Source organism: Shewanella sp. MR-4, from assembly GCF_000014685.1.
Classification (GTDB): Bacteria; Pseudomonadota; Gammaproteobacteria; order Enterobacterales; family Shewanellaceae; genus Shewanella.
Genome location: NC_008321.1, coordinates 2,177,294 through 2,192,972 on the forward strand (window position 1 = coordinate 2,177,294; position 15,679 = coordinate 2,192,972).

8 protein-coding genes are annotated in these 15,679 nt (G+C 49.1%); 6 read left to right on the plus strand and 2 right to left on the minus strand.

The genetic code is table 11. The features are described from left to right. Positions 1 to 106: 106 nt before the first annotated feature. Positions 107 to 4,315, minus strand: coding sequence for a translocation/assembly module TamB domain-containing protein (locus SHEWMR4_RS09675; RefSeq protein WP_011622606.1), 4,209 nt, complete (start codon positions 4,313 to 4,315; stop codon positions 107 to 109). Beyond that, on the minus strand, positions 4,312 to 6,168 hold the full coding sequence (locus SHEWMR4_RS09680; RefSeq protein WP_041408765.1) for an autotransporter assembly complex protein TamA: 1,857 nt from the start codon (positions 6,166 to 6,168) through the stop codon (positions 4,312 to 4,314). The genes SHEWMR4_RS09675 and SHEWMR4_RS09680 overlap by 4 nt, the downstream gene beginning before the upstream one ends. Before the next feature lie 120 nt (positions 6,169 to 6,288). Here SHEWMR4_RS09680 and SHEWMR4_RS09685 point away from each other — a divergent pair, with 120 nt between their 5' ends. The 6 genes from SHEWMR4_RS09685 (at position 6,289) to napA (ending at position 15,673) form a co-directional block, all read left to right on the plus strand. Then, the gene (locus SHEWMR4_RS09685; protein ID WP_011622608.1) at positions 6,289 to 7,320 is read left to right on the plus strand and encodes an isoaspartyl peptidase/L-asparaginase family protein; all 1,032 of its coding nucleotides are present in this window, start codon (positions 6,289 to 6,291) and stop codon (positions 7,318 to 7,320) included. A 251-nt stretch (positions 7,321 to 7,571) separates the two neighbouring features. Continuing rightward, positions 7,572 to 7,988, plus strand: coding sequence for a CBS domain-containing protein (locus SHEWMR4_RS09690; RefSeq protein ID WP_011622609.1), 417 nt, complete (start codon positions 7,572 to 7,574; stop codon positions 7,986 to 7,988). 128 nt (positions 7,989 to 8,116) lie between these two features. Continuing rightward, positions 8,117 to 11,998: an ATP-dependent RNA helicase HrpA gene (gene hrpA, locus SHEWMR4_RS09695; protein ID WP_011622610.1), complete on the plus strand. Its 3,882-nt coding sequence runs from the start codon at positions 8,117 to 8,119 to the stop codon at positions 11,996 to 11,998. A 725-nt stretch (positions 11,999 to 12,723) separates the two neighbouring features. After that, a complete protein-coding gene (locus tag SHEWMR4_RS09700; RefSeq protein WP_011622611.1) occupies positions 12,724 to 12,882 on the plus strand; it encodes a periplasmic nitrate reductase, NapE protein in 159 nt (52 codons plus the stop codon). Positions 12,883 to 12,923: 41 nt separating this feature from the next. Beyond that, positions 12,924 to 13,181 carry a chaperone NapD gene (locus SHEWMR4_RS09705; protein WP_011622612.1) on the plus strand — a complete coding sequence of 86 codons (258 nt, stop codon included), beginning with the start codon at positions 12,924 to 12,926 and terminating at the stop codon, positions 13,179 to 13,181. Between the two features lie 2 nt (positions 13,182 to 13,183). Further along, positions 13,184 to 15,673 carry a nitrate reductase catalytic subunit NapA gene (napA, locus tag SHEWMR4_RS09710; protein WP_011622613.1) on the plus strand — a complete coding sequence of 830 codons (2,490 nt, stop codon included), beginning with the start codon at positions 13,184 to 13,186 and terminating at the stop codon, positions 15,671 to 15,673. Positions 15,674 to 15,679 lie beyond the last annotated feature (6 nt).

Consider the following 15,679-nt stretch of genomic DNA (forward strand, 5'->3'; position numbering starts at 1 on the left):
CGCGTAATTGAAGCAAAAAAGCGCCTATAGGGCGCTTTTTTTGTGGCTGTTTTTTAGCTTTAAACGCTAAGTCATCCCGCGCAACATGGTTACGCGGGATCCATCATTACTTGATATTGAAGTTGTAGTAGATATCGAGGGATTGGCCTAGGGTGCCGGATACCGTTTCAAGATAGAGTTGCGATAACAGATAGTATCTGACTGTCATCTCATAGCCTGGGTTAAATACCCCGACGCCATATTTCACCATCAGGTTATCACCGATAAAGCCACTGATCGCCACGCGGCCCTCATCGTTAGTATCCAGTTGTACGTTTGAGAAACCGAACTCTTCGATAATCCCAGCGGCTGTGCTGCCAATATTATTGATGGCGCCACCGCCACCAACCTGTGAGCCCAAACCTAGTGCTGCGCCCATCATAAGGGAATTATTCTGTTCGTTATTGCTGCTGTTAAAGCCGCTGCCTTTAATAATGTAAGACAGGATCTCTGCTTGCTCCTTGGCAGGGTTTGAGAATAGGGTGACAACGGGGCGGGCAGGTGTGCCTGTGACACGGACACCCGCGACCAGATCTTCACTCTTAATTTCACGAATAGCTTCGATATTTAAGTTAGGGACGGAAGTTGGTCCTACAAACTGCACTTCACCGGTACGGATTTTCAGGGTTTGTCCCATAAACTTATAGCTGCCTTGTTTGACCTTGATATCACCAAACAACAGTGGCGGACGGAACGCCTGTTGCTGCAGTTTTAAGGTCCCTTGCAGTTTACCTTTAAGGCCCATGCCATCGACTTTTAAGTCGTTACCGACATTAATATTCAGATCCGCGACGATTGCATAGGGGTTAGCCTTGGGCTGAGCCGCCGCGATTGAATCATCGAATACCACATCTTCCGACAGGGCAACGCCGCCTTCGGCGAGCTGGACAATTTTGATATTGCCCGAAGGCACATTGACAACCCCTTTGACTTCAAGCTGTTGGCTGCTAAAGGCGATGGTGAGATCGGGCGAGACATCAAGTAGCGCCAGTGGCGGTTGGATCACGGCTAATTTGTCGCCTTTCACCGCAAGCTCACCACTAAATTGGCCCTGAGGCCAGCGCATATCGCCCGTGACTCGGCCTAAACCATTGCCCATCATCCAACGACCTTTGAGGGAGGCCTGTTGTCCGCCAAGCTCCATCGACATATCAATTTTATTGATGAGGGTCGGGTTTGCAGTCAGTGCAAGTGCGCCTTGGGTCAAGGACACATTGCCTGACACCTCTGGTGTATCCAAAGTGCCGGCAAAGTTTAGTCTGCTGGTCAGCAAGCCTTCGAGTGTGTTGAGCTGTGGGAAAAACTCACCTAAGGGTTGCAGGTTAATTTGTTTGATATTGGCATAACCGGACAAGGCCCGATCAGGCGTCACATTAATAGTGACCTCACTCTGCCAACTGGCGACATCTTCCGATTCAAAGCTAATCGACGAGAGGAGTCGTTTAGCATCTAAGTTAGCTTTAAAATCAAGCTGTTGATAATTAATGGTGACTTCACGGTTTTTAGCTCGTTTAAGCTTGATACTACCGGGATTAAAATTGAAGTCGACATTGGCCGTGGGTTTACGCCCCGCCGCCCAAGCAAAGTTTGCCAACAGTGAAGAACTGCCATCCCATTGCATATTGCTCGGCAACACAGGTACTAACAGTTTACCCAGATTGCCCGCATAACTGAGCTGGGCCTCGCCAGTTTTACCAATGGTTACTTGATTATCGAGGCAAACCTTACTGTTGGGATTCACTAGACAGAAAGGGCTGATATTGCCTTTGAACTTGTTTTGATCCCAGGCGACTAGAATATCCTTATCTATTTCCCAGCGTCCGACAGGGGTTGCCAAGTTGATTTTATTCACCTGTGCCTGCAGCTGGGATTTTTTCATATCGTATTGGCTACTGACGCCAAGTTCTAAGCCCAAGTCCCCAGTGGCACTTAGGGTGAGTTTTTGGTTTTGAATATCGCCCTTACTGCCCAAGGTGACTGTATCTAAACTCTGTGAGCCGAGTTGCAGCGCCTTGGACTTAAGTGACAGGGCAAACTCATGGGCATCCAAAGGTTTGTAATAGGCTTTGAGGGTTGACTCCCTAAGCTTAATATTTTGGTGCACCAGATCGACCAGTTGCGCGGTTAACTCCAGTTGCGGATGTTTTTCATCCCCAGTGACATTAATATCGGCCTGTAATTGGCCACTGGCTTGAGGCAGCCATAAACCGAAATCGGGGACTTGCAGTTTGCCTACAAGGTTCCAAGTTTTGTTGGTTTCGCCTGCTAGGGTTAAGGTAGAGCCGAGTACTTTGGCATTGACCCCTTTTGCACTGATATACAGTTTATCGTTGATGCTGGCATCGGCAGTAATATCAAATGGATACCCCTGCATCGTGCCCGATAATTGGGTGTCCGTTAGGGCCACTTGCCACTGTTTATCTAACAGGCGCCCCGTGGTCTGCAATTGGCCTGAGATTGAGCTGTTTGGCAAGCTGCTCGTTGCACTTGCACTTGCACTTGTAGTTGCTTTTGCATTTGTAGTTGCAGCAGCAGTTGTAGTCGCAGGAGCTGGAGCATTTGCTGTGGTAGGCGCTGGCTTATCGGTATTTGTGCTCGGCGCTGTAGAGTCCTGTGTAGGTGTTGATTCTGGAGTCTGTGCAGTTTCCGGCAGGGTGATTTCCTGTAATTTCAGGTTATCGAGCAAGACCTTGGCTTTCCAGGTGATAGCCTTGGTGTAATCCAATTCACCAGTGACATCAATCGCGCCTAACTCGCCCTTGGCATTAAACTGCTTGATATCCAGTTTCGCATCTTGATGTTGTAGCTCACTGCTAATCGCCAACACTTTATGGAAAGGTGTGGTGAGATTTCCGTTGAGCGTTGCGGCTTGTTTATTGAGCGAACCTTGGCTATCGAGACTAAGATCGCTGACGACGTATTCGGCGTTTTTTAGCGGCCATTGTGCGCGGGCTTTCTCCAGTTTGATTTTGTAGGGCAGGGTGGGATCTTTGAGGGTCAATTGTCCATTGAGACTAAAATCGACATCCCCTTTGGCAAGGGCATGGATCCCGAGCTGTCCGACGCTTTGGCTAAGCTTGAGGCTTAATTGTTGATGGGTCAGTTCAGGCAGTTCTGCAACTTGAGTCATATTGGCCTGAACCTCGAGCGCGAGGGGATAATCTTGCTTGAGGGCGAGTTGGCCCACCACTGAAAGCTCACCATAACTATGGGCGAGCATTAATTTCTCAAGGGTCAGTTGATACTTGGCAAATTGACCTTGGAGCTCAATATGGCTAAACAGATCTTCACGCGGGCCAATCTGTAAACGGCTGTTGTCTAAACTGAGATGCTTTACATCCACCGGGAAAGGCATAAAAACCTGTGGTAAATGGGCAAGTGCCCATTCTTCAGTGGATGCTTGCTTTTCCGCGTTTGAATCCGTTTGTTTATCAGCTTGAGTATTAGCTGGCGTTTGCGCCGTAGATCCCTTATCTGCAATGGGCTTACCAGTTGTCGTTTTAGCGCTTGCTGTCACCGCTACGGTGGTCGTGGTTTCTGCCGTAGTCGTCGTGTCCGCAACCTTAGACTCTGTAGCCGTTGGGCTATCGTCGATAGGAATTAACACAGCCAAGCCTTCACTGCTAAGCTGCTCGACCGTCAGTCCTTCGGCGAACCAAGTGGCGGCGGTCTGAATATGATTTGCCGAAAAGCGCATCTTATCGACCGCGATATTGATGTTATTCAGTTCGGCGCTGTCGAGCTTTATACCAAAGGGCAGAACCAGTTCACTTGGCTCATCATTTTCGGGGGCGACATCGACTTCAGTGGCACCTGAGCTTAAGGCCTCTGTATCGATATTGACATCGATTTGGCTCGCCGTTAAGGCATTCACGCACAGCTGTTTTTGTAGCAGGCAAGTGGGTTGCCACGCCAAATGCAAATCCTTGAGCTCGACCTTAATCCCATCCATCGACCAGCTGGCGTGGGCTAAGGTGAGATCTTTATTTAAGGAGCCCGAGGTGTAGCTGAGCGCCAGATCGGGCACAAACTTATCGGCTAAACCCAAACTTATCCGCGAGCCAATTTCAGTCCCGAGCAGTAATGCAGTTAACACCAAAAGACTCAAGGGGACGTAAACAATAATCCGCGTGCAGAGTTTAAATATTTGCCATAGGCGCAGCTTAAGGGTTTTAGGCTGCACACACGTTGGGTTTTGTTCCAAAGAGGATTGCTCAGGCGTTTGCTTCTCTTGTTGAGCAGGTGCACTAGGCTCATGAATAGGGGACTTGCTCATAGCTCTGTCCCCATGGTTAAGTGAATGCGCCATGAGCGGTCGATGGTGTCTGTCTCTTTCAAACCTACCCCTAAATCTAACTTAATTGGGCCAATCGGCGAGATCCAATGGATACCACCACCCACTGAGACTACAGGCTCAAACTGATTGTTATCAAAGGCGTTACCCGCATCCACAAAGGTGGCAACACGCCAAGTGGGGGTAACGTAATATTGATATTCCAAACTACCGACCATCAAATAACGGCCACCGATAACCTCGCGATTGACTTTGCCATCGGCATCGATGTAATCGAGATAAGGGCCTAGTTCTTGATAGCCATAGCCACGGATGGTTTGATCGCCACCGGCAAAATAGCGCAGCGACGGCGGAATAAAAGCCAGCTCATTTTCATTGGCAAGGTTGGCCGCTAAATCCATACGCGCCACGATTCTGTGGTTATCAAAAAAGGTGTCAATCCACTTAAACTTGGCCTGTAAGCGGGCAAGACGCGTCTCTGAGCCAAGATAGGGATCGGCATAATCTAGACTGTATATTTGCCTAAAACCGGACTTAGGATCGAGGGAGTTATCTCCGCGGGTAGTTTTAGAGAAGTTAATCCCCGCCAGATAGAAAGTGGGGCTGTAATCAATGTCAGACTGGGTATATTCCTCGCGAATTGCATCGAGAGAATAACTCATTAACCATTGATTATCTAAACGTTGTTGCCTGAGTAGCCCGAGTAAATACTTGGTCGATTCCAGTTGGCCCGTATTACGAAAATCACGGTTCTCGGGCTCGTAAATTTGAGTGACCCCATATTTATCCCGCAGCAAGCCTAAACGAACTTTTAGTTGATCGTCTAAGGGATGAGTCAGCGGGATCGTATAAGTCGTTAAAAACTTTGGTCTGTCAGGCGACCATTCCAAACTGGTCTCTTGGGAGTGGCCGTATTTATTAATCTGTGGTGTACGCCAAGTGACGCGCACCCGAGGATCGAAGGTTTTATCGGCGCTTTGACCTATGTCGCCACCGAGGCCTAACTCAATCGAGTGGCTGGCCTTATTGGTTAGCTCCACTTTGACGGGGAGTTGATTATCCTTTGCCTGATCGATCTGCGGTATGACCTTGATATTGGCGAAATAACCGGTATCCAATAACTGGCGGTTAAGGGCACTGACTCGACGGGTCGAGTAGGCCGCATCTTCCTTGAAAGGAATAAGCTTAGTGAGAATATCTGGCTCTAAGGTATGGCCTTCAAAATTGACTTGGCCAAAGTGGTAACGGGCACCTGAATTAAAATGCAGGCTAATTTGCGCCGTGTTTAAATCGCGGTTGATTTTGATTTGCGACTCGGTGAATTCACCATCGAAATACCCCCTCGCCAAGGCAAGCGTCACCAGTTGGGATTTCACATCGGAATACACCCCATGGTTAAGCGCATCCCCAGGCTTGATATTCACCTGTGCAAGCCACTTATCGAAGGCGCGATCGTCAAGCATCTCGCCGGAAAAATTAATATCGACCCATTGGATCTTAACCGGTTCGCCCGCTTTGACCGTGAGCTTTAATTCCCACGGGCCTTTTTCTTTTTCGACTAACTGTTCTTCCACTTCGCCATGGTAATAGCCCATGGACTCGAGGGCGGTGGAGACATTGTCTTCCACGTTAAATAAGAAGGCTCGGCGCTGCACTTCGGAGTCTGGCATAGCACCTAAGTGGGCGAGAATATTACGCTTTAGGGCTTCGTCGACCCCGTTCACTGAAAGCGTTAACAAGTTATCGGCGGCCATCGCCCCCGATGTCACTAAACTCAGGCCAAGTAGCAAATGAAGACGAAAAGATAATGACGTTATTTGCAAGAATCGCTGCACTTTATAATCCCTGTGATGTGCATTCATTGTCGCCAGAATAGTGGTAACAGGCAAGGAGATGATTGAAATTAGTCGTTGAAATGGTTACAAAGGACGTTACTGTTTAAGGGGATGTAAATAATGAAAATAAAATTAGCCACCTTTAGTTTAATTCTCTCGAGTGCACTTTTTATGTCACAAAATACCCAAGCGAATGAAAAACCTTTTGCCATTGCGATCCACGGTGGCGCTGGCACCATTTCTAAGGCCAACCTCACGCCAGAGCTGCGTCAGGCCTATAAAGACAAGCTCAAAGAGGCGATTGATAAAGGTTCAAAAGTGCTCGAGCAGGGCGGTGATAGCTTAGTCGCGGTGCAAACTGCTATCAATGTATTAGAAAACAGCCCGCTGTTTAACGCCGGTGTCGGTTCGGTTTACACCTATGATGGCGGCCATGAATTAGATGCCTCGATTATGGATGGTAAAACCATGAATGCGGGCGCCGTAGCGGGCGTGCGCCATATCGCCAACCCCATCGATTTGGCCTTAGCCGTGATGAATAAGTCTGAGCATGTGATGCTGTCGGGCGCTGGCGCCGAGGAGTTTGCCTTAACCCAAGGTTTTAAACTGGTACCTAATAGCCATTTCGATAGCGATGCCCGTTATCAACAATTACTCGATGCCAGACAAAAACTGCAGGCGGCTGAAAAATCAGATCAAATTGCGGGTATTGAGATGAAAGATCTCGATTATAAATTTGGTACCGTTGGTGCTGTCGCCTTAGATAAAAACGGCAACTTAGCGGCGGGCACTTCCACTGGTGGTATGACGGCCAAGCGTTTTGGTCGCATTGGTGACTCGCCCGTGATTGGGGCGGGCACCTATGCCGAAAACGGCGTTTGCGCTGTGTCGGCCACGGGCCACGGTGAGTTTTTTATTCGCTACCAAGTGGCGGGCGATATCTGCGCTAAGGTCAAGTACCAGCAAAAATCCATTATTCAAGCGGCAGATGAAGTGATTAATCAACGCCTTATTACCGCTGGCGGCTCTGGTGGTGTGATAGCAGTCGACCACAGGGGCAATATTGCCACGCCATTTAATACCGAAGGCATGTACCGCGCTACCCGTAGTAATGGCGAGCCTGCCCAAGTAATGATTTGGCAGGATCAATAAGGATACAGTCTATTGCCTTAGCGCGTGCTTAACATGCGCTAAGGTAATATCTCTAAGCCATCCCGTTCAAAATGGCGTTTGTAGGCCCAGTGTTACCCCTCTAAATCACCGTTTTTATCCGCCCAATTTCCTTCCCGCTAAGTAAATAGATAAGTCCAATCGATATTAATCGCTTACCACTTGCGAGATTTTGACTAGACTCAAAGCGTAAGCCGAGTTGAGTTGGTAAAGGAAAGATTGGGGAGATTGCTATGGATTCAATAAAAATACGCGACCATATGGACCGTCAGCCCGTGCTGCTACGCGCGAATATGTCGCTGGCCACTGCGGTCGAAAAACTGTTAGACAATAACAAGATGGGTGCTGCTGTCGTGGATGATAACGGCAATTTGGTCGGCTTTTTATCCCAGCAGGATTGCTTAGCTGTGATGCTAAAGAGCAGTTATCACTGTGATATGACCTCAGTGGTAAAAGACTGTATGCGCACCGAAGTGCTCTATGTCGGTCCCGACGACAGTATTTTGCAATTAGCAGAGCAAATGCTTGGACCTAAACCTAAGATTTATCCCGTGGTCGAGCAGGGCAAAGTTGTCGGCACCATTAACCGCACGAACGTGCTGCGCGCCATGAATGTGTATATGCAGCAATGTTACTTAGCACCCGCCTAAGCTCTAAGCGCTAAGCCCTTCAAAAGGTGATTAATTTGCCTGTTTTTCATCCTTTTGAGGCCAAATTAGTCGTACCAATACGTCCCGTTCCTTGCTAGGATCGCTGTTTTCGATGCTAGCAATGGAATTTGGTTTTGAACTCTGACAAACATCCGCTATCGAGCGACTTTCTCAAGCAGTGCTTTCAAAGTGATGCCTCGCGGATCCGCCGCCGTTTATTTAAGCTCAATAAAGAAGCCGATTCTGATAAGAAAACCCAAGAGTTAGCCAAACTTGCCGAGCAGGCGCAAGCAGCGTTCGAAAAGGTCGAGCAGCGCCTTAAGGCGCGCCCTAAAATCCAATACCCAGATAATCTGCCCGTTAGCGGCATGCGCGAAGAGATAGCTAAAGCTATCAGTGAAAACCAAGTGGTGATCATCGCGGGTGAAACCGGTTCAGGTAAAACCACTCAGCTCCCGAAAATCTGTTTAGAACTGGGCCTTGGTAGTCGCGGCTTTATTGGTCATACCCAACCGCGGCGTTTAGCGGCGCGCAGCGTGGCGACACGTGTTGCTGAAGAATTACAAAGTCCGCTCGGCGAAGTGGTGGGCTTTAAGGTGCGTTTTGCCGATGCCTTAAAGAGTGAATCCTATATCAAGCTGATGACTGACGGGATTTTACTGGCGGAGCTCACCTCGGACCGCTATTTAGATCAATACGATACAATCATTATCGACGAGGCGCACGAGCGCAGCCTCAACATCGATTTTATCTTGGGTTACCTCAAGCAAATTTTAAAAAAACGCCCCGATCTTAAGATCATTATCACCTCGGCGACTATCGATGTTGAGCGTTTTTCTAAGCATTTCAATAATGCACCTATTATCGAAGTCTCTGGCCGGACTTATCCGGTGGAAACCCGTTATCGCCCGTTGGTGCAAGATACCGAAGCGGATCTCGACCAAATCGAAGGGATTTTTGCGGCCGTTGACGAATTAGTCGCCGAAGGCTTGGGCGATATTCTGATCTTTATGAACGGCGAGCGCGAAATTCGTGATACCGCCGAGCAGCTTAATCGTCGCAATTACCGCGATACCGAGATTTTGCCGCTGTATGCGCGCCTCTCCTACGGCGAGCAGTCCAAGGTATTCAGCAGCCATACTGGGCGTCGCATCGTGCTTGCCACGAACGTGGCGGAAACGTCGCTGACAGTCCCTGGTATTCGTTATGTCATTGACCCAGGGACTGCGCGGATCAGCCGTTACAGTTATCGCACTAAGGTGCAGCGCCTGCCCATCGAGCCCATTTCACAGGCCAGTGCCAATCAGCGTCAAGGTCGCTGCGGTCGTGTTGGCCCGGGTATTTGTATTCGCTTATACGATGAGGCGGATTTTAACAGTCGTCCCGCGTTTACCGATCCCGAAATCCTACGCACAAACTTAGCCTCGGTGATTTTGCAGATGCTCGCCATCGGCCTTGGCGATATTGCGGCGTTCCCCTTTATTGAGCCGCCCGATCCGCGCCATATTCGCGATGGCTTCTTACTGCTTGAGGAATTACAAGCCGTTAAGCAGCAGAAGGGCAATATTGTGTTAACGCCGCTTGGGCGTCAGCTATCACAGATCCCGGTGGATCCGCGTTTAGCGCGTATGGTGGTGGAGAGTCATCAGCAGGGGTGCTTGCAGGAAGTGTTAGTGATTGCCGCGGGTCTGTCGATTCAAGATCCCCGCGAGCGTCCCATGGATAAAAAGCAGGCGTCCGATGAGGCCCATCGCCGTTTTGCCGATCCCCATTCAGATTTTGTCAGTTGGGTGAACCTATGGCAGCACTTAAAAGAGCAGCAAAAGGAATTATCCGCCAGCCAGTTCCGTAAAAAATGCCGCGACGAGTACTTAGCCTACCTGCGTGTGCGTGAATGGCAGGATTTATATACTCAGCTAAAACAAGCGGTTCACGATTTAAAGTGGCGCTTAAACGAGACACCAGCCAACTACGATGCGCTGCACCGTGCGTTGTTATCGGGCCTGCTGAGTCATATCGGCTTTAAGGACAATAACAACGAATACTTAGGCGCGCGCAATCGTAAGTTTTTTGTGTTCCCAGGTTCACCGCTGGCGAAAAAAGGCCCGAAATGGATCATGGCGGCGGAGCTCACCGAAACCTCTAAGCTGTTTGCTCGCTGCTGCGCCAAAATTGAGCCAGAGTGGCTCGAGCCGTTAGCGACGCATCTGATTAAGAAGAATCACCTCGAGCCGCATTTTGAGGCAAAACAGGGCAGTGTGATTGCCTTTGAAAACCAAGTGCTCTACGGTTTGACCGTAGTACATCGCCGCCGCGTGCAATACGGGCCGATTAATCCTGTTGAAGCGCGGGAAATCTTTATCCGTAGCGCGCTTGCCGAAGGGCAATTACAGACCAAAGAAGCCTTCTTTATCGCTAACCAAAAGCTATTAGAGGATGTCGAAGCGCTCGAGCACAAGTCCCGCCGCCGCGATATTTTGGTCGATGAACAAGTGTTGATGGACTTTTACGAGCCGCGCATTCCCGAAGGCATCTATAACGCGCCTAAGTTCTTTAGCTGGTGGAAGGAAGCACGCCGTACTCAACCCGATTTACTCGATTTTAATAAGTCACTATTGATGCAGCGCAGCGCCGATCATATCTCGGCTCTCGATTTCCCCGATACTTGGCACAAGGGCAATATTCGTTTGCAACTGAGTTATCACTTTGATCCTGCGGCGAGTGATGATGGTGTCTCTGTGCATATTCCTGTGGCGCTACTCAATCAAATCGATGATACGGATTTCGATTGGCTGGTGGCAGGGATGCGTGAGGAGAAATGCGTCGCCCTGATTAAGTCTTTGCCTAAGGGACTAAGGCGTAACTTTGTGCCTGCGCCCGATTATGCCCGAGCCTGCGTACAGGCGATGCAGCCCTTTAGCGCCAGTTTACTCGACGCCATGTGCAAACAGCTTTTGCGAATGAGTGGTACGCGCGTCAATCCCGAAGATTTTGATGTCACGCAGATGCCAGCGCATTTGCAGATGAACTTTAAGATTGAGGACGACAAGGGCAAATTAGTGGCACAGGGGCGGGTACTCGATACCTTAAAGGCCGAGTTACAGGGCGTGGTCGCTAAGGCGATTCGTCAAGTGGCGGATAAGGGCATTGAAAAGGAAGCGCTCACCGAGTGGTCCTTTGGCGACTTACCGAAACAATTTGAACAGCGTAAGGGCAACTACCAAGTGCGGGCGTTCCCTGCACTGATTGACAATAAAGACTCGGTTGCCATCAAATTATTTGATGATGAATTTGAGGCGCAGGCAGCGCATCGTCAAGGTCTACGTCGTCTGCTGTTACTCAACATTCCATCGCCGGTAAAACACCTGCAACAGGCGCTGCCCAACAAGGCAAAACTGGCGATGTATTTCAATCCATTTGGCCAAGTGCAAATTCTGATTGATGACATCATTGCCGCAGCGGTGCAGCAATTGCTCGATGAAAAGGCGCTGGATGTGCGCGATGCCGCTCAATTCGAGCAGGCCAAGGATTGGGTGCGCCAAGAGCTGAATCCAACGGCTGAGCAAATCGCCCTAAAAGTGGAGCAGATTTTGACGCTCTATCAAGGCATTAAAAAGCGGACTAAGGGTAAAATTAGCTTAGATATAGCTTTTGCGATGAGTGATATTCAAAGCCAATTAGACCAATTAGTATTCAAGGGATTCGTCGAAGCTTGTGGTTGGAATCGCTTAGCGGATGTGGCGCGTTACTTAAAGGCGATAGAAACCCGTATCGACAAGTTGCCCGTGGATCCGACCCGTGACCGTTTGCATATGCAGAGTATCACTAAAGTGCAGGAGGCTTTAGCGGCGCAGCTTGCCAAGGTGCCACGTTCACAACCCGTGCCTGCGGCACTGATTGAAGCCCGTTGGATGATTGAAGAATACCGGGTGTCTTGCTTTGCACAGGCGCTGGGAACGGCTTATCCGATCTCGGAGAAGCGTATCTTAAACCATATTCTGCTGAGTTAAGCCTGCTGGTGTGGCACTGATTGAATCGATTCAGTGAGTTATGCGTTATATCTCATCAGTAAAATTAAATGCCGAGCCTTATGGTTCGGCATTTTTATTGCGCGGTTTTGCCAAATGACAATTTAGTAGCCGCTTTTAGCCGCGACGCACATGCCCCTACGATGTGTGTCGTGGCAAGAGTTATCACTGGTCACTTACCCTAAAGGAGCAAAGCAGGTGGCGAATAAATTGGCTCTAATGGCTGTGTTAATAACCTCAAATTTCATTGGTTACTTGGCAAATACGGTAGGGGATTTGGCTGTCTCTTGAGTGAGTTAATGCTTTTACGAATATTTTAAGCCGATTTCGCCGAGGATAATCGGTTATCTGCGCCTTCTTTTACTATCCCCTAATACTCCTTAAGGAATATTTTGTTTAAATCTTGTGCTGTTTCCTTGCTTAGCGCCTATCTCTTTTCCATGCTTTAGTAATTGGTTAATAAAAAAACATAACCAATCAATCGTTTTACAATCTAAAAAAACGCTTAAAAACCATGATCTAACTAAATCTATCGCCAAATTGATGATCTGGATCAAGCATCCAAGGGTTTACCGATTTGGAGGTATACAGTTTGTTAACACCTTAACGCTATGATCATTTTGTCGATAAAAGATGCAATAGAAATACCTATAAATCCTGCTTTGGTCCGAGTCATACATTGCAGGAACGAACCTCTTGGAGGACGCATGAGTGCTAACAGCGCAGAAGAAAAATCCTTAGAACTGAAGATCTTTATCTTTTTAACCGTATTTCTCGCCCCCCTCTTATCCGTGTTGTTGGTAAGCGGGTTGGGATTCGCCATATGGTTTAGTCAAATTTTCACCGGCCCACCGGGGGCTGGTTGAGTCAATACAGAATAATAACAACAGAACAAACGGAGTGTCGGATGAGCAAAGAGCTTCATATCACCAGTCTGGTGGTGCAAGTCATGCCACACAAAATGGCAGATGTAAGGCAACACATTATGACGATTGAAAATGCCGAACTCTCTGTCAATAACGAAGTGAAACTCGTCGTCGTACTTGAAGGTGACTCCCAACGTGCCTTGATGGACGGTATCGAACAGATTAATGCCATTCCTGGCGTCTTGTCCGCCACTATGGTTTACCACCAGAGTGAAGAGCTCGAAGAGGGTGAAGAATGAACATGAATAGACGTGACTTTATCAAAGCCAATGCGGTGATTGCAGCAGCGGGCGCCGCAGGGTTAGCACTGCCGGCATCGGCGAGCAACTTAATCACCAGCTCAGAACAAACCAAATTAGAGTGGAACAAAGCGCCTTGCCGTTTCTGTGGTACGGGTTGCTCTGTGATTGTCGCGACCCGTGATGGCAAAGTGGTTGCTACCCATGGCGATGCAAACAGCGAAGTGAACCGCGGCCTCAACTGCATTAAGGGTTACTTCCTGTCGAAAATTATGTACGGCAGCGATCGTTTGACCACGCCAATGCTCAGAATGACCGACGGCAAATACGACAAACACGGTGAGTTTACCCCTATTAGCTGGGACAGCGCCTTCGATATCATGGCGCAGAAATGGAAAGAAACCCTAAAAGCCAAAGGCCCCACTGCAGTTGGGATGTTTGGCTCGGGTCAGTGGACCGTTTGGGAAGGCTATGCCGCCGTTAAATTGATGAAGGCGGGCTTTGGCTCTAACAACATCGACCCGAATGCGCGTCACTGTATGGCGTCTGCCGTTGTGGGCTTTATGCGTACCTTCGGTATCGATGAGCCTATGGGCTGTTACGATGATATGGAAGCGGCCGATGCCTTTGTGCTTTGGGGCTCCAACATGGCCGAAATGCACCCGATCTTATGGACTCGAGTGACTGACCGTCGTTTAAGCGCATCCCATGTGAAGGTGGCTGTACTGTCGACCTTCGAGCATCGCTCCTTCGACCTCGCGGATTTACCGATTGTATTTACGCCACAAACCGACTTAGCCATCCTAAACTTTATCGCCAACTACATTATTCAAAACGATAAAGTGAACTGGGACTTTGTGAAGAAGCACGTTAACTTCCGCCAAGGTACCACGGATATCGGCTATGGTTTACGTCCAACCCATCCGCTGGAGCAGAAAGCCAAAAACGTGAAAACGGCAGGGGATTCGACTCCGATTGATTTCGATACCTTCAAGGCCTTTGTAGCCGAATATACGGTGGAGAAGGTCAGCAAGATGTCGGGTGTGCCTGAGGCTAAATTGATTGAATTGGCCAAACTCTATGCCGATCCTAATACCAAGGTCACCTCGTTCTGGACCATGGGCTTTAACCAACATACCCGCGGCGTGTGGTGTAATAACCTGATTTATAACATCCACTTACTGACAGGTAAGATTTCGACCCCTGGTAACAGCCCGTTCTCGTTAACCGGTCAGCCTTCTGCCTGTGGTACGGCTCGTGAAGTGGGGACTTTCTCCCACCGTTTACCGGCCGATATGGTGGTGACTAACCCAGAGCATAGAAAACACGCCGAAGAAATTTGGAAGATCCCTAGTGGCATTATTCCGCCAAAACCCGGTTATCACGCCGTAGAGCAAAACCGCCGCTTAAAAGATGGCGACTTGAACTGCTATTGGGTGCAAGTGAACAACAATATGCAGGCAGGGCCGAACATCAATGAGGAAGGTTTACCTGGCTATCGTAATCCCGCCAACTTTATTGTGGTGTCTGATGCGTATCCCACTGTCACGACTCAGGCTGCGGACTTAATTTTGCCAACCGCCATGTGGGTTGAGAAAGAGGGCGCCTATGGTAATGCTGAGCGTCGTACTCAATTTTGGCATCAAATGGTGCAAGCGCCTGGCGAATCCCACTCGGATCTGTGGCAGTTGATGGAGTTCTCTAAGCGCTTTACGACCGACGAGGTCTGGTCGAAGGAAGTCTTAGCGGCGAATCCACAATTTAAGGGCAAAACCTTATTTGAAGTGCTGTACCAAAACGGCAATGTCGATAAGTTCCCACTGGCCGATACCGATCCTAAGTATTTGAACAACGAGGCGAAACATTTTGGCTTCTATGTCCAAAAAGGCCTGTTCGAAGAATATGCGACCTTTGGCCGTGGTCATGGCCACGATTTAGCGCCTTTCGAGGCCTACCATGAAGCTCATGGTCTTCGCTGGCCCGTGGTCGATGGTAAAGAAACCAAGTGGCGTTTCCGTGAGGGCAGCGATCCCTACGTCAAGGCTGGCACTGGCTTCGAATTCTACGGTAAACCCGATGGCCGCGCGGTGATTTTCGCCTTGCCTTTCGAGCCACCCGCAGAATCACCAGATGATGAATACGATATGTGGTTATCAACTGGACGTGTGCTTGAGCATTGGCACTCAGGTTCGATGACTCAACGCGTGCCAGAGCTTTATCGTGCCTTCCCCGATGCTGTGTGTTTTATGCACCCAGAGGACGCCAAAAAACGCGGTTTACGCCGTGGGGATGAAGTGCGGGTTATGTCTCGCCGCGGTGAAATCAAAACCCGTGTCGAAACCCGTGGCCGTAACAAGCCGCCTGTGGGCCTAGTATTTGTACCTTGGTTCGATGCCAGTCAGCTCATTAATAAAGTCACCTTGGATGCGACAGATCCGCTGTCGAAACAAACCGACTTTAAGAAATGCGCCGTGAAAATCGTCAAGGTATAAGGAGTA

What these genes read in the sequence shown, in the direction of transcription:
- SHEWMR4_RS09685 (WP_011622608.1), top strand. Translation starts at nt 6,289, where the DNA reads ATGAAAATAAAATTAGCCACCTTTAGTTTAATTCTCTCGAGTGCACTT.
- SHEWMR4_RS09675 (WP_011622606.1), bottom strand. Translation starts at nt 4,315, where the DNA reads ATGAGCAAGTCCCCTATTCATGAGCCTAGTGCACCTGCTCAACAAGAG.
- napA (WP_011622613.1), top strand. Translation starts at nt 13,184, where the DNA reads ATGAATAGACGTGACTTTATCAAAGCCAATGCGGTGATTGCAGCAGCG.
- SHEWMR4_RS09705 (WP_011622612.1), top strand. Translation starts at nt 12,924, where the DNA reads ATGAGCAAAGAGCTTCATATCACCAGTCTGGTGGTGCAAGTCATGCCA.
- SHEWMR4_RS09700 (WP_011622611.1), top strand. Translation starts at nt 12,724, where the DNA reads ATGAGTGCTAACAGCGCAGAAGAAAAATCCTTAGAACTGAAGATCTTT.
- SHEWMR4_RS09690 (WP_011622609.1), top strand. Translation starts at nt 7,572, where the DNA reads ATGGATTCAATAAAAATACGCGACCATATGGACCGTCAGCCCGTGCTG.